The sequence below is a fragment of the Geminocystis sp. GBBB08 genome (assembly GCF_016743215.1).
Lineage (GTDB): Bacteria > Cyanobacteriota > Cyanobacteriia > Cyanobacteriales > Cyanobacteriaceae > Geminocystis.
This window is the reverse complement of the sequence record NZ_VRZC01000068.1, coordinates 1-18,417: the sequence shown is the minus strand read 5'-3', so window position 1 is coordinate 18,417 and position 18,417 is coordinate 1. Positions and strand designations below refer to the sequence as shown.

Annotated in this window: 14 protein-coding genes and 2 pseudogenes; 4 read left to right on the top strand and 12 right to left on the bottom strand. The window is 32.8% G+C overall.

The annotated features are described in order from the left end of the window. Positions 1-206 precede the first annotated feature (206 nt). On the bottom strand, positions 207-1,457 hold the full coding sequence (locus FWJ34_RS10505; protein ID WP_308255271.1) for a D-alanyl-D-alanine carboxypeptidase: 1,251 nt from the start codon (positions 1,455-1,457) through the stop codon (positions 207-209). Positions 1,458-1,608: 151 nt separating this feature from the next. Beyond that, a complete protein-coding gene (gene pstS, locus FWJ34_RS10500; protein ID WP_308255270.1) occupies positions 1,609-2,637 on the bottom strand; it encodes a phosphate ABC transporter substrate-binding protein PstS in 1,029 nt (342 codons plus the stop codon). A gap of 521 nt (positions 2,638-3,158) precedes the next feature. Between pstS and FWJ34_RS10495 the strand changes: the two genes are divergently transcribed. Continuing rightward, entirely contained in the window at positions 3,159-4,571 is a 1,413-nt protein-coding gene (locus FWJ34_RS10495) for an MFS transporter (RefSeq protein ID WP_308255269.1), read from the top strand. 158 nt (positions 4,572-4,729) lie between these two features. Here FWJ34_RS10495 and ctpA read toward each other — a convergent pair whose 3' ends face one another. The 10 genes and pseudogenes from ctpA to FWJ34_RS10445 form a co-directional block, all read right to left on the bottom strand. Beyond that, positions 4,730-5,953: a carboxyl-terminal processing protease CtpA gene (gene ctpA, locus FWJ34_RS10490; protein ID WP_308255268.1), complete on the bottom strand. Its 1,224-nt coding sequence runs from the start codon at positions 5,951-5,953 to the stop codon at positions 4,730-4,732. Positions 5,954-6,099: 146 nt separating this feature from the next. Further along, positions 6,100-6,870, bottom strand: a complete 771-nt coding sequence (map, locus tag FWJ34_RS10485) for a type I methionyl aminopeptidase (protein WP_308255267.1) — start codon at positions 6,868-6,870, stop codon at positions 6,100-6,102. 71 nt (positions 6,871-6,941) lie between these two features. Next, positions 6,942-7,517 (bottom strand): rhomboid family intramembrane serine protease, encoded by a 576-nt coding sequence (locus FWJ34_RS10480; protein WP_308255266.1) that lies wholly within the window; start codon positions 7,515-7,517, stop codon positions 6,942-6,944. Continuing rightward, on the bottom strand, positions 7,510-7,995 hold the full coding sequence (locus tag FWJ34_RS10475) for a GNAT family N-acetyltransferase (protein ID WP_308255265.1): 486 nt from the start codon (positions 7,993-7,995) through the stop codon (positions 7,510-7,512). Before FWJ34_RS10475 ends, FWJ34_RS10480 begins: the two co-directional genes overlap by 8 nt. An 85-nt stretch (positions 7,996-8,080) precedes the next feature. After that, positions 8,081-9,085: a M23 family metallopeptidase gene (locus FWJ34_RS10470; protein ID WP_308255264.1), complete on the bottom strand. Its 1,005-nt coding sequence runs from the start codon at positions 9,083-9,085 to the stop codon at positions 8,081-8,083. 77 nt (positions 9,086-9,162) lie between these two features. Beyond that, positions 9,163-9,819 (bottom strand): DUF2301 domain-containing membrane protein, encoded by a 657-nt coding sequence (locus FWJ34_RS10465; protein WP_308255263.1) that lies wholly within the window; start codon positions 9,817-9,819, stop codon positions 9,163-9,165. Positions 9,820-9,823: 4 nt separating this feature from the next. After that, on the bottom strand, positions 9,824-10,597 hold the full coding sequence (locus FWJ34_RS10460; protein WP_308255262.1) for an SAM-dependent chlorinase/fluorinase: 774 nt from the start codon (positions 10,595-10,597) through the stop codon (positions 9,824-9,826). A gap of 65 nt (positions 10,598-10,662) precedes the next feature. Beyond that, positions 10,663-11,616 carry a CIA30 family protein gene (locus FWJ34_RS10455; RefSeq protein WP_308255261.1) on the bottom strand — a complete coding sequence of 318 codons (954 nt, stop codon included), beginning with the start codon at positions 11,614-11,616 and terminating at the stop codon, positions 10,663-10,665. Between the two features lie 38 nt (positions 11,617-11,654). Beyond that, a pseudogene (locus tag FWJ34_RS10450) lies at positions 11,655-12,923 on the bottom strand (AmpG family muropeptide MFS transporter). Positions 12,924-13,154: 231 nt separating this feature from the next. Next, positions 13,155-15,734: a M1 family metallopeptidase gene (locus FWJ34_RS10445; RefSeq protein WP_308255260.1), complete on the bottom strand. Its 2,580-nt coding sequence runs from the start codon at positions 15,732-15,734 to the stop codon at positions 13,155-13,157. 150 nt (positions 15,735-15,884) lie between these two features. On the opposite strand from FWJ34_RS10445, the gene FWJ34_RS10440 reads away from it, so the two are divergent. From FWJ34_RS10440 to FWJ34_RS10430, 3 genes and pseudogenes are all read left to right on the top strand, one after another. Then, entirely contained in the window at positions 15,885-16,121 is a 237-nt protein-coding gene (locus FWJ34_RS10440; RefSeq protein ID WP_308255259.1) for a DUF1902 domain-containing protein, read from the top strand. A gap of 353 nt (positions 16,122-16,474) precedes the next feature. Next, on the top strand, positions 16,475-17,821 hold the full coding sequence (locus FWJ34_RS10435) for an MlaD family protein (protein WP_308255258.1): 1,347 nt from the start codon (positions 16,475-16,477) through the stop codon (positions 17,819-17,821). Positions 17,822-18,082: 261 nt separating this feature from the next. Beyond that, positions 18,083-18,417: pseudogene (locus tag FWJ34_RS10430) on the top strand (calcium-binding protein); the annotation flags it as partial.

Sequence of the window (18,417 nt, the reverse complement as noted above, 5' to 3'; positions counted from 1 at the left end):
AGTGCCGAGTTTTCACCGATTTTATTCAAAAATTGCACATTTTTCTAATGATTTTCCCTGAAACTATAGCGAGGGTAGCAAAAGATACTTGATCAAGTTAAGAATGACACTAAACACCTTGATTTATCATTATTTAACCTAACACCTGATACCTGATACCTGATACCTGATACCTACCCTCACCAAAATACTTTTTGACGCAACCCCTAATTAAAACGTTTAATATCACCGAAAGAAATGTCGATGGATTTTGTGGGTAACAAAGGTTTAAATGTCCAATGTTGTTCTAAATTTCGTAATAAAATATCTTGTTTACGTCTTAAATCTTCAATGTCACTACCGTAGTTAATAACAGCAAAATAAACGTGATTTCTTTCAGCTGTAGAAATAACCCCTGCAAGGGCGCTTACTACTGATAATGTTCCTGTTTTTGTAGGGATACCATAGGGAATGTTGCGATATTCTACTGTGCCTTTTTTATCAACTCCTGCTACTGGAAATAAATCACCGATGTTAATATCACTCCCTTCTAATTGACTTTCTAAACTCATTAACATTCGACACACTGCACGGGGTGAAATACGGTTATCAACTCCTAAACCCGAGCCATTGTGTAATAATATTTCTTCTTTAGGTATATTAGCTAGTTTTGTGGCAATATCAGCTACTTTTGTACCCCCTCCTATTTGTTGAGCTAAAGATTCCGCTATTTTATTATTACTATAGACATTCATCGATCGCAATATTTCTCTTAAAGTCAAAGATTGATGAGTTAACAATAAATTTGTATTACTTGGCAAACTATCTATTTTTTTGACTGTGCCTTCTATCGTTATATTTGAGGGTAAGGGCGAATTTTTCATCGCTTTATATTGTTTTTGGATGATTTGTGCCCATTTTTTACTATTTAAAGCCTGTTTTAATAATTCTCCCGATTTAATCGGATTTTCTTCATAATTCATTTGCCAATTCCCCACTACAATTAAGTTACCTCTTACTGTCTGAATACCTAATTGTTGTAATTTACTTCCCAAGACAATAGCTTCTTCCCATACAAATAAAGGATCCCCTCCGTATTCTACAATTAAATCACCTTGTAAAATACCGTTATTAATTTCCCCTGTGCCGTAAATTTTAGTTAAAAAACGATGCTCTAAACCCCATGTATGTATTGATGCTATCGTGGTAGCGATTTTTGTTAAAGATGCAGCAGGAGCAGGTATTTTACCGTTATTATCACCTAAAATTGCCCAATCCGATTGAATCCAAATTCCTTGTTTTTGGGTTAACAAACCTTGACGGGCAAGAGTTTGTAAATATTTATCCACTATAACTGGTACTTGAGGATCAGGATTACTAGGTATCTGAAAAATAGCGGCTTGATGCCATGAAATCATCGGTAAAGATTGAGGTTGACTAAAGCCAAAGAGAAACCCTAATAAATGGGGAAAAAACATAAATAGTGATTATTAAAGAAAGAGAAGTTTTATCAGCAATTATCCCAGTTGAAAATTTATTTCAAAGCTATTTATTAGCTAACGTTATCTTAAAGATAACTAAATTTCTCATTCCTCATTCCTCATTCTTCATTCTAAATTCTAAATTCTACTAACCAATGGTATTAATCGCCGCTGTTACTTTTTTAATGACGTTATCAGGTAAAGGAATATAACCTAAATCACTACTGAATTTTTGTCCCCCAGTTTTACTAGCACACCAAGTAAGTACTTGTTTTAAAGGTGTAACAATATTGGCATTAGGATATTTTTTATAAGCCAGAATCCAACTAAAAGAAACAATGGGATAAGCGCGATCGCCAGCAGGATCAGGAGCAAAAGCCCTTAAATTGGCGGGTAACTCAATTTGGGATAAAGAAACAGAAGCATTTTGTAAGCTACCAGGTACTATTTTCCCCGCTTTATTTTGTAACTCTGCTGTTTTTAGTCCATTTTTTTTTGCAAAACCATATTCAATATAGCCAATTGCCCCGTCAGTTTGTTGAATAGTAGCCGTTACACCTTCATTTCCTTTCGCACCGATACCAGTAGGCCACTGAACCGTAGTACCTTCTCCTACTTTACTTTTCCAGTCACTGTTAATAGCCGCTAAATGTTTTGTAAATACTCCCGTAGTTCCTGAACCATCGGAACGGTAAATAACTCTAATTGGTTTACTTTTAGGAGATCCTATCTGATTCCAATTAGTAATTTTACCTAAGAAAATATCAACTAATTGTTGACGGGTAAGTTTAACAGTAGTGACATCTTTATTATTGAAAGCTAATACAACTAAACCAGCGGTAACAGGTAAAAGTACCACACCACGAGAAACCTTAGCAATTTCCTCATCTTTCATGGCTACATCACTAGCACCGAAATCAACAGTATTACCCATAAACTGTTTAATACCTGCACCACTACCAACGGATTGATAGTTAACTTGAGTATTTTTGTTAATTTTATTATACTCCACAAACCAACGTTGAAATAAAGGAGCAGGAAAACTTGCACCAGCACCATTAATTCTTACAGCTTGGGCAGATGCGGACTCAAAAGGTAGTTGACTGGCGATTACACTACCAGATAAACCTGCTAAACCGTATAAAAAATCTCTTCTTCTAATATTAAAATCAGTCATTTGATTAATTACTATAACCAACTATTTACAGCTTAAATTTTAAAACAATTTGTGATTATTTAAACTAAATTAATCAGAAAAATTTTTAAATTTATTTTTAATAGGACAATTAGGCTAGTTTCTTTATTTTTAAGTGTTTTAAAATACTTTTAGGTTAAGTTTAGGTTAAGTGTAGGTTAATAATTAGACTTTAAAATTAGCTGATAGCTAACTGCTAATAGCTACCCTCATCAAAATAAAAATACTTTATAATCATACAATATATCACATAGTGTTTAACACACAACCACAAAAAGAGGCTGTGCATTAAAACGAAAAATATTGAAATTAATTGAAATTATAAACTATAGAAATCCTTAATAGGTTGTGGTAAATTAAATAGTAGTTAATAGCTCTCAAACTCAAGTCATGTCTAAATTATAAATTATAAATTATAAATTTTCTCCGACAAAAATGCCACAAATCAAATAGGATTGCTATAGGATCCTGATCTCATTTAATCATCTATTGTCTTTATTTGTATGACGCAAAGTAACTTTGAAACAGCATTAGATAAATCTCAATTAACTTCCTCAATGTGGTTATTATGGACATTATCAGCCGGACTAATCGCTCTGGATGGTTTCGATTTTTTTATCATCGGTATTGCTTTACCCTTCCTCGAAAAAGACTTTAATCTTACTTCTTTGCAAATTGGTATTCTCGCTGTAGCTGCAATTGTAGGTTCTTTGGTTGGCTCATTAACTTTAGGTGCGGTAACAGATAAAATCGGGCGACAAAAAATGTTACTCCTTGATGTCATTCTTTTTGTAGTAGCAAGTGCTGGAACGGCATTGGCATGGAATGCTACTTCTCTAATTTTTTTCCGCTTTTTAGTGGGAGTTGCTATCGGTGCAGATTATCCCATCAGCGTGGCGTATATTACCGAAAATGTGCCTTCAAGAGTGCGGGGTAAGATGGTGATTGGTGCATTTACTTTTCAAGCCGTAGGGGCTTTATTTGGGGCATTGACGGGAATTTTTGTGATTAGTAGTTTACAACATCTTTATCCTAATTCAGATTTAATTATTATCCAATATAGTTGGCGTTTAATGTTAGGAATTGGCTTAATTTTAGCGATTTTAGTAGGGTTGTTACGGTTACAATTTCTCTTAGAAAGTCCTCTTTATTATATAGCAAAAGGTGATTATAAAAATGCTGAATTAGCCGCTCAAGAATTGTTAGAAATAGATATAAAAATTACCTCAAAAACCGAGATTATATCTTTACAAAATTCCCTTAATTATCGCTCTTTATTCTCAAAAAAATATCTTAAAAATACATTATTTGCTTCTTTGCCTTGGTTTTTACAAGATATAGCTACTTATGGTATTGGTATTTTTACCCCTATTATTATCTCTGTTTTAGCTTTCGATCAACAAGATAATTTTATGATTCGTCAAATACAATCAGCTCAAGGATCTGCTCTCGTTGATATATTTTTAATTATTGGCTTTTTATTTGCTGTTTTTTTAGTCGATAAAGTCGGCAGAATTTTTTTACAAATTACTGGTTTTATTGGTATGGCTTTTGGTTTATTTTTATTAGGAATATCAGGAGATCCTAACCTTCATCAAGATCCTAATTTAACATTGGTTTTTCTGGGATTTTTAATCTTTAATATCTTAATGAATGCTGGTCCTAATTCTACTACTTTTTTACTTTCAGGGGAAGTTTTCCCCATCTCAATTCGTGGAAGTGGTGCTGGTTTAGCAGGTGCGATCGCCAAATCAGGAGCAGTTTTAGGAACTTTTATGCTTCCCATTGTCAAAGAAAACTTTGGTGTACCAATGTTATTATATATTCTGGCTTTTTGTTGCTTATTAGGAGCTATTTTTACTTATTTATTAAGAATAGAAACTACTGGTAAATCTTTAGAAACAGTTAATGATTAAACTTAAATATCAGGGCAAAATTAATTCTATATAAGTAACCAGAGCATTTTCAATCCTACAGTTAAATTAATTTTATTAGTTAAATTTATTGAACATTTTTGATTAAAAGTACCGTTAAAACCATTGCAAGAGTGCCTATTGCCCATTGCCTACCCTCATCAAAATACTTTTTCAACAACCCCTAAATAAGTCATAGCCGCTTGATATTGTAAATCTTTTTCAGTGCCAATTTCAAAATAGCTAATGGGATCTTGAGATACTGTGTAATTTGGCGTAATACCGAGTTTATTAATATCTGTATGACTAGGAGTCTCATATTTAGCTACAGTAATATCAATTCCAGTACCAATCGTTAATTCAAATAAAGTCTGAATTAAGCCTTTTCCAAAGGTTTTTTCACCAACTAAAACTCCTCGATGGTTGTCTTTGAGGGCACCTGCTAAAATTTTACTAGCACTAGCAGAGCCTTGATTCACTAATACTACTAAAGGTTTATCGGTTAAAGCCTCCCCATCCGCATCATAACTACCTAAAACTCCTTGACGATTGACAGTATAAACAATAGTACTCGGTTGTAACCATAAACGAGCGATTTCAATTCCTGCTTGAAGTAACCCCCCCGGATTATTTCTTAAGTCTAAAATATAGCCTTGAGCTCCTTCTTGTTCTAATTTAATCATGGCATGGGCCAAATCTTTGGTAGCATTACCACTAAATTGGGTTAACCCTAAGTAACCAATGGGATAATTAGGATTAGTTTTATCTAAATGAGATGTTACTGCACTTAGGGAAAGACGATCACGTTTTAATTGATAAATTGTAACTTTATTATCATTTTTATGTTTAATTTCAAGTATTACTTGAGTGCCTATCTCTCCTCGAATTTTATTAGCGGCCTCATCTAAAGTTAAGGTATGGGTATCAATTCCATCGATAGTGATAATTTGATCCCGTGGTTGAATACCAGCTAATTCTGCGGGAGAACTAGGTAATGGTGTTACAACTTCTAATTGATTATTTTCAGGGTTGATGCTAATTTGTAAGCCAATGCCAGATAATTCACCAGAAGTAGTAATTTGTAAGTTATGATAATTTTCAGGAGGCAATAAACGGGTATAAGGATCATCAAGAAGAGCTAACATTTCTTTGATGGCATTATAAGTTTCTTCTCGATTATGTAAGGGTTTTTTAAGGAATTTTTGCCGAATTTGCCACCAATTTTGATTATTAAAAGAATCATCAACATAAGCCTCATTTACCAATCGCCAAGATTGCAATAAAACTTTTTCTTCTTCACTATAGGCATAGGCGTTAGCAGTAAAAATAAAATTGAAAAAGAAAATACATAAAACAATGGTGACATTTAACCAAATTTTTTTCATAGCAAACTTTAAATTTCGACAATTGATTATTTCAAGATTTATTATTACCTAAAATCTGGAAACAAGAAATCCTCCTAATCCTCTAACACCCTAACACCCCATCATTTTTCCCAACTTACTTTGAAACAACCCTGCCTTATTACTTATTATGTATCGAGAGTAAGAATCTCAACGCCACCATGAGTAATGGCTATGGTATGCTCAAATTGTGCTGATAATTGACGATCTTTTGTTAAAGCTGTCCAACCATCCTCTAAAACATCAGCTTCCCATGTACCTATATTAATCATTGGTTCGATTGTAAATACCATTCCAGGGCGTAATTTTTTACCTGTACCTTTTTTGCCAAAATGAGGCACTTGGGGAGGAGTATGAAATGTTCTACCAATACCATGACCTACAAAATTTCTGACCACCGAATAACCAAAACTTTCAGCATATTCTTGAATTGCTGCCCCAATATCCCCAATTCTCCCTCCAGGGCGTACAGCATTAATGCCTCTATATAAACATTCTTCCGTAACTTCTACTAATTTTTTCGCTTCTAATGAAGGATTACCCACAAAAAAAGTTTTAGAAGTATCGCCATGATAACCTTCTAAAATTGGAGTAACATCAATATTAATAATATCTCCATCTTTTAAAATTTGTTTTTTATTGGGGATACCGTGACAAATTACCTCATTCACGCTAGTACAAATAGAAGCGGGAAACGGTGGATTACCATAACCTAAAGGAGCACTTTTTGCCCCCTTTGCTTTTGTCCATTTTTCCGCCTCTTCATTTAATTCATAAGTACTAATACCGGGTTTAACCATATTGCCCAAATGTTTCAATAACTGTGCCGCTAATTTTCCTGCCTGACGCATTTTATCTATTTCTCTGGCGGATAAAAGAACTATATTTTCGTTGCCCATTATAATTTTCTATCTATATTTTTTCTATTTCACTTTTTTAAATTGTAACCTCAGTTGTTAGCTAATTTGAATTATTTATTCGATATGATTTTAGCCGCTAAAATTCCCCCAAGAAAACCGAATAAATGGGCTAACCATGATATATGAGGATTAGAAGGTAAAACTCCCCAAATCATGCCACCATAAAGGAAAATCACAACTAAGGAAAGGGCGATAGAGGCAGGTTTTTTTTGAAAATAACCCCGTAGCATTAAAAAACCAAAATAACCAAAAATAACTCCACTAGCACCAACGGTGATAGAATTGGGTTGAGCAAATAACCAGACTCCGATACCACTAACTATCATGGAGTAGAAACTTACCACAAAAAAATCATTGGTATCTTGCAACATCACAAACCATGCTAGAATGCCAAATGGTAAGGTATTAGCGATTAAATGGGCAAAATCTGCATGAAGAAACGGTGCTAAAATTATGCCTCTTAATCCGACTATATTCCTTGGAATGATACCAAAATAATCAAGGCGATCGCCAAAAAATATTTGATTAACAATTTCAATAATCCAAAATAGAGCGATAAAAGTACTAATAATGCTAATTTGGGATTTTAATTCTTTAACCAACTCCTTCATGTTGTCTTCACTCATGACTTAATTTTCCTGTTGAGTTATTTTCTTTCTCCATTTTATAGCGTTTAAAAGAAACATCTCCATAATTTACAGTTTCCAAAGCTAAAATCTTAAAACCACAGCGAGAAAAGACGGGTTGAGAAAAAAAACTAGCCTCAGTATAAAATCTAGTGATACCTTGTTTCAATCCTATTTCTAAAACATATAATAATAACTTAGTGCCATAACCTTGACGGGTAAAATCAGGATGAAGATAAAAAGAGGCAATATGTCCATCATTTCTTAAACCACAAAAACCAATAATTTGCTCATTTTTTATCAGTAAATAAGTATTAGCATGAAAAATAAAATCATGAAACTTACTAATATTATCAGAAAAAGATGACCAAGCCATTACTTGGGAAGGAGAATATAAACTAGGGGCAAGTTTTTTGACAGTTTGAGAATATATCTGTCTTAAAATGTCAAAATCTTTTTCTACAGCTAAACGAAACATAATTACCAATGAGGAATTAAGAATGAGGAATTAGGAATTAGGAGTAGGGTTTGAATATTATTCAATCCTTATTAGAAATTAGGAATTAATTTATATTAATTTTTTGTTCTAAATTGATCATAATTTTATTGCCTCTTTTAAGTTGATATTTTCCTATCCATAAGCCTTTTTCTAAAGTAGATTTATTATTTTTTCCAACATAACTCATCCATGAGCGAGAAGATTTATTTATCGGTTGTTTTTGATTGATAATTACCTGATTATTAGGATTTATTAATTGGAAAGATTCTTCATCATTTTCTAAGACTCCAAAAGCATGAATCCAAAAAATTAATTGAGGACTTTTGATATTAATTTGGCTATGGTAAAATTTACCTTCCCATAGTTTTTTTTGAGAAGGAATTTCTGGGGCAAAACCACCTTCAATTAATCCCGTTGGAATATAGTTAAGGCTTTTTTCCCATAAGGGTTTTTTCGGCATTTGACAACCTGTTTCTTCGGTTATTCCCACAAACGGATCGACAATTTTACCATCCTGCCTTAAACTTAAATGAACATGGGGAAAAGATGCTAATCCTGATGATCCTACCATCCCTAAAATTGTCCCTTTTTTGACTTTCATGCCATTTTTAACCACAATACTGTTTTGTTTTAAATGACAATATTGACTCTCCCAACCATCTTCATGTTTAATTACTAACCCGTTACCACATTCTTGCCCTTCTGTTGCTTTTTTGTCACTTTCACTCGCTACTAAATGATCCGCTACTCCATCTCTTAACCTTAACACGATACCATCAGCAATCGATATAACAGGGATACCTTGTTTCATTACTTGTAAATTAGGGATACCAAAATCTGTACCGTTATGAGTATCATAGGTTTGTCTGCCACAATTAAAGTCAATCTCTTTTGACGTAGGATCATGATCAACATAGTGCATTATATAACAATTTTTTCCTAAATTACAGTTAATAGGTAAACCAAATTTAGGAGAAGAAGACGCAAAAGTAACTAGCGAAAATGAAACTATTATTAATATTAAAATAAAGCTGATTCTTTTAATCCATTTTATTGCTAGTTGTGACATTTTTCAGAAAGTTAGATGAGTATATTATATTTTGTTCCTCTCGCAAAGGCGCAAAGACGCAAAGGTTTACAAGAATTTTATAGTTGAGTTTCTTTATTTTTTGATTGATTTTTTAAGTATTCAAATACTGATTTATCGCCAATATCAGGAGGAATTTCTTGGATAGCTTTATTCATGAGAAATACTAAAAATAATATGCCCCATGTCGTTAATAAAAATATTCCTAATTTTACAGAAAAAATATTGATTATATAACCTAATAATAAAGTAGGTATCATTGCACTTAAAATCTTTGCTTCAATACGGTTAAAACAAAAAGCTTCTTTAATAAATATCCCTGTTAAACTAGCAAAAATAAAACCAATACCTAATAAACTTAAAGGTTGATTTTTGATAACAATTACTAAAGATTCTTGACTTTTTATCGCCAACACTATAGTGCTAATTGTGCCTATTAACCAGAAAAGTTTTAGGGTGTTATGTAATGGTTTTAAATAAATATGAATTGTTTGTAAACTTACTCCCAAACTAATAATAAATATCGCAAATAAAACCGTTAAACTTTTTTCGATTAGAGGAGTTAAACCTATCCAAAAAAACAGTAAAATACCTACGGCAAAACTTATTCCCGCTACCGCTAAACCAAGACGATATATCATTACTTCTCGATAATCACTTTCTGTAATGGTAAAGTTGCCAAATTGTCCTTGATAAATGTTAGATTCCATTTTCATCAATTTAATTAAATCTTACTCTAATTTGATCATTATATTCTTTATTTAATTTTATTTTAGCACTACCACCGTTAACTGCTATCTCTAACCATCCATGACTACCAATTAAAGCTAATAAATCCCCTTGATTGACACTGCTATAGGTGAGGTGATTATTAATTTTATCTTTCCCTTCTATTAAATACCATGATTTATTATTCAGCATATTCATAGCAATATTTGTGACTAAATTACCATATATATCAATATACTGAATTGTTCCAATAATTTCTTTGCTATTAATAATAACAGGTTTTATCTTTAACTCAACTAAACTATCTTCTTTTATCTCTTCTCCTAATTCATTTAAACTTATTCCTTGACTCAAATAACCTGCCACAGCAGCAAAAATATCTCTCCCATGAAATGTACTACTAGGATTAGAATTAAACCAATATTTCTTATTCGTTAACTCTACTATTTTTTCTGGTTTATATTTACTCAAAACACCGCTAAATATCCCATTATTTGGACAAATTAAATAACCTTTTTTAAAGGCGATCGCCAGAGCTTTTCTTTTACTGCCCACGGTAGGATCAACTACGGCTAAATGAATGGTATGATCAGGAAAAAAGTCAATAGCATTCATTAAAGCAAATCTAGCAGCTAAAATATTTTGTCGGGGAATTTCATGGGTTAAATCAATTAAATCTACATCAGGATTGAGACTTTTAATCACCCCTTTCATCACTCCCACATAAACATCTTGTAAGCCAAAGTCTGTTAATAAAGTGATCATTTTAATGATAGCTTATATATTGAAAAATAAGATGTGACAAAAAAGACTTTTTCTGGAAACTGTCATTAATCCATGAAAACAAATTGAGGATAATTTTCGTTACCATAAGCCTTGATAGATTCAATTTCTAAAGAAAATCCCCCTGTTTCAAAACTAGGATTATAACCGCCGTCATATTCAAATTTACTCAACATTAATTGCAAAGAATAGACTTTACTGGAATTAAATTTATCGGCATCTTTGAGAGTTTTTGCCCGAAAAACAGGGATTAAATCATTAAAAGGAATATCCACAATTATCCATTCATTGGCTATCGTATCAAAAGAATAACAGTAACTAATTCCATCCCATTTTCCTTCACATCGAGTTATAAATTTATATCTTTTGCCATCCCCTTTTATTTTTAATCTTATGCCTTGATAAGTAGATAAATCCCACGGTTGACTAAAATTTTTACTCCTAACTGAGGCAAAACCGCCATTATTATCGGTGGAAACAATACCAGTAAAAATAGCACGGCGATCGCCTAAAATTAAGTTACTGCTACTAACTCCACCCATAACAACATCATCCACAGCCCCCCAAATATTGCGTAAATTTTGGTTAGGTGTTTGAAAATCAAATAAGATTATTTCTCCTTGTTGTAGATTTTGACTAACTAATTCTCGTAATTTATTAATCCCATTTTGAGGAAAGAATATAATTTTATTCACTCTTTCTAAAATTGATGAAGGAGGATTTTCTGTCTCTAAATTAAAGGGGATAATTTCTGTTATGGGAGAAGAAAAAGCCGTTGTCGGTGATGAGCTAATAATTCTTAAAGGTGTTTTTTTTTCCTGTAAATTATTAATCGTTTCTTGTGCTAAAGGACTACGATTATCAGTAACTAATGTTAAATTTATCATGGAAGAAATATTATTTTTATTGATACTTTCTGAGTTAAATAATTTTTTAAGACAAAGGGGAAAAGGTATCACTTCAAAATAAGTTAAAGTTTCCCAAAGACGTTTTAATTCCATAACCAAAAATTTAATCTAAGTTTTACCTATTATTACTTTTAATCTATATCATTGTCTAAACCCGGACGGGGAATATCTACAAGTGGAGGATTCCAAGGGGCAAACCAAGGTAATAAAAGTAATCCAGGAAGGGCTAATATTATGGTAAAAACAAAAAACCATGACCAACCAATATTTTCCACTATTTTTCCTGCCGGTGCAACTAAAATATCTCTACCCACCGCATATAAACTAGATAATAAAGCATATTGAGTGGCAGAAAATTGGTGATTACATAAACTCATCAGAAAGGCGATAAATGAAGCTGTGGCTAAACCACCACAAAAGTTTTCAATATTAATGGTTAATACCATGATGGGATAATTTTGTCCGACTTGTGATAACACTAAATAAGATAAATTGCTCATGGCTTGTATTGCTCCAAATATCCACAAGGCTCTATTAATGCCTATTTTGCTCATGACTGCACCTCCTACTAAAGTGCCGACAATGGTAGCAAGTAAACCCATTCCTCCTTGTATTGCCCCAATATCGGTTTGTGTAAATCCAGTTTGTAAAAGAAAAGGCGTTGACATATTCGCCAAAAAAGAGTCTCCCAGTCGATAAAGGTTAATGAATAACAACATTAAAATACCAGAGACTACTCCTGAGCGTTGAAAAAACTCTTGAAAGGGCAAAATTACGGCATCTTTAAGAGTTTGAGGGCTATTATTGTCGAATTTTGGTTCTGGCGCAAAGATAGTAAAACTTACAGTTAGTAACATTAATCCAGCTAAACATAAATAAACCAAATTAAAGGGCATTAAATCGGCTAAAATCAAAGCAACTGAACCTGTTAACAGTAAAGCAATACGATAACCTAAAACAAAAGTAGCCACCCCTGCACCCATTTCATATACTTCGAGAATATCTGTACGATAAGCATCAGCAACAATATCTTGACTAGCACTAATAAAAGCAATAAATACGGCGTTAATGGCAACAAAAAATAAGGCTTCTTTTGGTCGTTGTAATGACATACAAGCGATCGCCACTACTAATAAAAGTTGCGTAATAATTAACCAACCTCGACGACGCCCGTAAAAAGGTGGTACAAAACGATCCATGAAAGGTGACCAAAGAAACTTTAAAGAATACGGTAATCCTACTAAACTAAATAAGCCAATGGCGGATCAAATTACTCCTTCTTGAGTCATCCACGCCTGTAGGGTTTTGTTTGTCAGCAGGTAAGGTAATCCGGAGGAAAATCCTATTAATAATAATGCTAAAATTTTTCTACTTTCAAAGACTCTAATTAAATTATTCATTTGTCATTTTTTAATTGTCATTTATCAGCTATCAGCTATCAGCTAAGTAAGTGCCTAAGCAAAATTATTGAACAATTTTAAAATTAGTTTAAATAACCTCTAATCGTTATTAAACAGTGTTTGTTACCGTTTATATTTTAAAAGTAAACATATCATTAATTTTGCATACCTACTTATCAGCTAAAAACTGACTTCTATATGCTTTGTTAATTGTTAATTGTTAATTGTTAATTATTTAAGCGTTTCTAGTTTCGCTAAACGGCTTTGTAAATCCTGATTTTCTTCTTTTAATTTGTCAATCGCTTGTTGTAAGTCTTTAGAAGTTTTATCACTGCCAAGTTTTCCTCGCACCTGATTTATGGCTTCTTCAGCTCGTCTTTTAACTCTCCCATCAGGGTTGGTATCCGCTAAATTTGTTAACAAAGCAATAGCTTGAGAGTCTTCTATTTGCCCTAAACCACCTATTAATGACATTTGAGTCAAAAAGAAGGTATCAGACATCATAGACTCGAATTTTTCTAAAATTATCGCTAATTTATCGGGTTTTTGCCCTTTGGCGATCGCCCCTAAACTACGAATAGCAGTTAAGCGTAAAGGTTGAGGAATACCTAATTCTGTATATTTACCGATAATATCGGCGGCTTTTTCGCTAGTTTTGAGTTGACTTAAGCCTGTAATAGCACTTGATCTAATAATCTCATTCCAGCCACTTTTTTCTGCTAAAATTCGCTCTAACAGGGCAATAACTTCTTCTTGTTTGCTTTCGAGACTGCCTGTTGCTAATTTGCTTAATCCTTGAATAGCAGAGGATTCTACATAATAACTTTCATCACCGTTGATGACGATATTTTTTAAGGCTTGGTAACTAGCTTCATTTTTATGGTGAGTTAAGGCTTCCACAATTGCCCTTCTTATCTTTGCGTCATTATCTCCTATATGGGTAATTAATGCTTCTGTGGCTTGATTCAGTTTAATTTTCCCCAATTGTTTGGCAATTTCGACTTTCACTCCCCAAAATTTCTCGTTTTCTAAAGCATTATTTAAGATTTTCACCGCCTCTAAATTCCCTTTTTTCCCAATGGCGATCGCCGCATAAATACGAGAGATGACATCAGGATCATGTTGTAATTGAGCTTTTAATTCACTAAATCCATATTCTAATTTAACGGTTTTTAAGTGATAATTACCGACATCAAAAGAGATAAAATCAGGCTTTTCTGTTAAAGGAAAATAAAATACTTGCTCAATTTGATTAAGTTTAAGATAAACGGTTTTAATTACAGGCTTTTGATTTTCTTTAATATAACCAAAACCTAAAGGAATTTTTAAATTAAATAAATCCTTAAATTTACCGTTTTCTTCTTTGGCTTGAGTTTGCTTAATATTTACTATAGCTAAATTTGATTCACTATCCCAACTATAATTAATTTTAAAATCTGGATGTCCTCCTCTAAAAACATACTGATCAAAAAGAGGGCTTAAATTATAACCTGTTGACTTCTCGATTGCTCGTAATAAATCAATAGTTTCTACAGTTTTATGGGCGTTATCTTTAACAAAAGTATGAATAAATTTATTAAATAATTCCTCTCCTAAAATACCTCTAATCATATGATAAACACAAGCACCTTTTTCGTATAAATGGCGATCATATAATTCTATAGGCTCTCGGTAAACATTCGTAACTATTGGACGACGATAACGAGAAGAATCTTCTTGTAAATAATTACGAGCTTCTTTCAATAAGTAGTAAGCTCCATCATCCTGACTATATTCATATTCTGTCCATAACACTTCAGCATAGGAAGCTGCACCCTCTTTAATCCATGCGTGACTCCAATGTTTAATTACCACTAAATCTCCAAACCATTGATGCGCTAATTCATGGGCAACTAAACTTTCTGTATTTTTATTGTCAATGGCTGCTTTTTCGTCTAATAAGCAACGATCCGTTAATAAAGTAGTGGATGTGTTCTCCATGCCCCCGAAAATAAAATCATCCACAAAAACTTGGGCATATTTAGAATAAGGATAAGGATAACCATATTTTTGACTGAAAAATTCAATCATTTTTGGAGTTTTACCCATGCTAATTTTTGCTTCTGTTTCTCGTCCTTTTTCCACATAATAATTAACAGGAATGTCTTGCCATTTATCCTCTATTTCTGTAAATTTGCCTACCGCTAACGTCATTAAATAGGTAGGATGAACTTGAGGTTGTAGCCAATGATAAATTTTATCTCCGTCTTTTTCTTCTGTTTTAATTAACTCACCATTGGAGATAGCAATATAATCAGAAGGTACTTTTATTTTAATCTCAGAAGTAGCCAATTGCCCGGGATAATCGAAACAAGGAAACCAATATCTTGAGTCTTCATCTTCTCCTTGTGTCCAAATTTGGTTTGGTTTATGGGGATAATAGTCATCAGGTGCAATAAAATATAAACCTCGTTGCGGTTTTTCTTTACTATAGGCGATCACAATTTTTAGATCTTCTTCAGTGCTAGGCTGTAAAAGATTAATTGTAATAATTTCGCCGTCATAGTCAAAAGGTTGGTTAACATTGTTAATCAACACTGATTCAATGGTTAAATCTACGGCATCGATACTTAATTGAGTAATATTATTTCTCACAGGAGTTAAAATAATCGTACAAATACCCCTAAAACTTTGTCGAGGAATATCTAACTCTAAATCAAGGAAAATATGTTGAACTTGTCCGTATCGATGAGGATTATAATGAGGTTTGGCACCGGGTAACTCAAAACTTTTTTTCTCTTCAGCATCAAAATAATATTGCAAATGACTCATAATCTCAATAAACGGAGAATTAACTACTATATTGAAGAATATATTAACAAATTGTTGATAAACTAAATTAATTGAAAAATATCCGATGAAAATTAAAGCTAAAATTAGTAATGTATTAGTTCAACAAAGCCATTAGCAGTTTAAAATATTATGGAAAGATATATTATAGACGCTTTTTGGGATTATGAAGCTCAAGTCTGGATTGCCACCAGTGATGATATTTTAGGATTAGTTACTGAAGCAGAAAATATCGATATTTTAATCCAAAAAGTTAGAGTAATTGTTACCGAATTATTAGTTTTAAATCACCAAGTTAAAAATAATAATACTCAAATAAAATGGGATTTAATTATTCATCATCAAGAATTATTAGAAGTAGCATCTTAAATGACTAAATCTTTTACTCCACAACTAAAAAAATCCCGCTTAAAATATAGTTGTCTATTACACAGACAAGGCAAAGGTGATCACGAAATATAGTATATAGCAATCCTAAATGATTCTTGGCAAAAGAAGGACTACAAATTTAAAGGCAAGGGGTTTAAACCCTTTGTTGAATAATAGGTAAAACATTATTTCCTATCTTTAAATATTTCACAACTGATTTAGTATTGCTATAATCCTTTAAGTGATAAATATTTTGTGGTTGATAATTCTATTAAATCAAAACATACAGCTAATGCGGTTTTAAAACAGGCGGGATTAAATAAATAATTTTAATTACAAATATGGTATTTTAAATGTTGCGCTCAAGATTAGTCAGAGAAGGATCAGTTGGATTATTTTTGTTATTAGGTTTAATTGTATTTGGCGGAATGGTATTTTTTTTGAAAGGTCATAAATTTCAAAATAGCAATTATCAATTAAAACTACAATTTGCCAATGCAGGAGGATTGAGAGAAGGCGGTAGAGTTTTTTTCCGTGGTGTAGGTGTCGGTAGAATCGTACAAATAAGGCCGGGTAGTAATGGGGTAGAAATTGTCGCTGAAATTGATGGGCAATTAAGGATACCTTCTGATGTGCGAGTTTCTACAATTCGCTCTGGATTATTAGGTGATGTTAGTGTTAATATTATTCCTAAAAATGATCTTACAGATGAAGCAAAACAAATTAATCCCCTCAGTCAAGATTGCTCTACACAAAGCATTATTTTATGTCATCAAGAAAGTATTAATGCTCAAGCTAGTCCTGATTTAGTCGAAAGTTTAAGCCGTTTAGCTGATCGTTTTAATGATGATCAATTGTTTGATAATGTTAATACTGCCGTTATTAGCATCAATAGTGCGGGGAAAAAAGTATCAAATTTAACCGATAATCTTTCAACATTAACCACCCAAGTCAAACAAGATTTAAGTAAAGTTTCCAACGCCGCCGAAAGGATAAGTCATTCTGCTGATGCTGTGGCAAATACCGCCCAATCTTTTTCTAATACTGCTGATGTCACCACCGAACAAGTTAAACGTTTAGCTGATGATTATAGTAATCTTTCCTCTGAAATTAGCACTCTTACCACTAATGTAAATACCGTTATTACTGAAAATAAATCTAATCTTAGCACTGCGATCGCCAGTTTAAGTCAAACCGCCCAAGAAGTTAGTCAAGTAGCCAAAAATACCGATCAATTAGTAACCAGAGTTAATCAAACAGATGTTGAAAAAATCTCCAAAAACTTTGAAACCAGCAGTCAAAATTTAACGGAAATCAGTAAAAACTTGTTAACACTTTCCCAAGAATTAAATAACCCTACCAACCTCGTCACCTTACAACAAACCTTAGATTCTGCTAGAGTTACCTTTGCCAATACCGCTAAAATTACTTCCGAAATCGAAGAATTTACAGGAGATCCCGAATTTAGGCGAAATTTGAGAAAATTAGTAAACGGATTGAGTAATTTAGTTTCTTACACTGAGTTACTAGAAAAACAAATAGAATTAGCGACATTATTGGAAGAAGTAGAAAAAGTAACTGTCGAAAATGATTCAACTACATCTGTACAACAACCTGTCAAATTAGAGATTACTAAAAAACAATTTCCTGCCGCTATTTATATTCACCCTGAGAAAAATCCAGATATAAATGATAAATAAACTTTATCAGTGTTTATGTGTTAAGTATTAAGCTAAAACGCATTTAACTGACATTTTTTTCTAGGAATAAAAAAACGATGAAACTCTTAACTAAGTAGGTGAGTATAATTAATTGTGAATTTTATTTTTCCCAAACCCCTGATAACAATGCAAGGCAAGGGGTTTAAACCCTTTGTTACCCCCAGGGTTGTTTCAAATTAGATGCGTCCTAGCTTAGATTAACTTTTTTGGGGCATCAATGAAACCAGTAAAACTATTTCGGTGGTGATCAGTGGTAATAATAACCTCATTGGTGGTGACGGTAACGATACTTTAACAGGAGGTAGTGGTAACGATAGTTTAACCGGTGGCACTGGTAATGATTCATTCCGTTTTAATTCTACTTCTGAAGGGATTGATCGTCTTACGGACTTTAATATAACCGATGACACAATTCGAGTTTTAGGTAGTGGTTTTGGCGGTGATTTAGTAACTGGTACATTATTACCAACTCAGTTTACCATTGGTTCATCGGCGACTACTTCGGCTCATCGTTTCTTCTATAATTCTAGTACAGGAGGGTTATTCTTTGATTCCGATGGTAACGGTGCAACGGC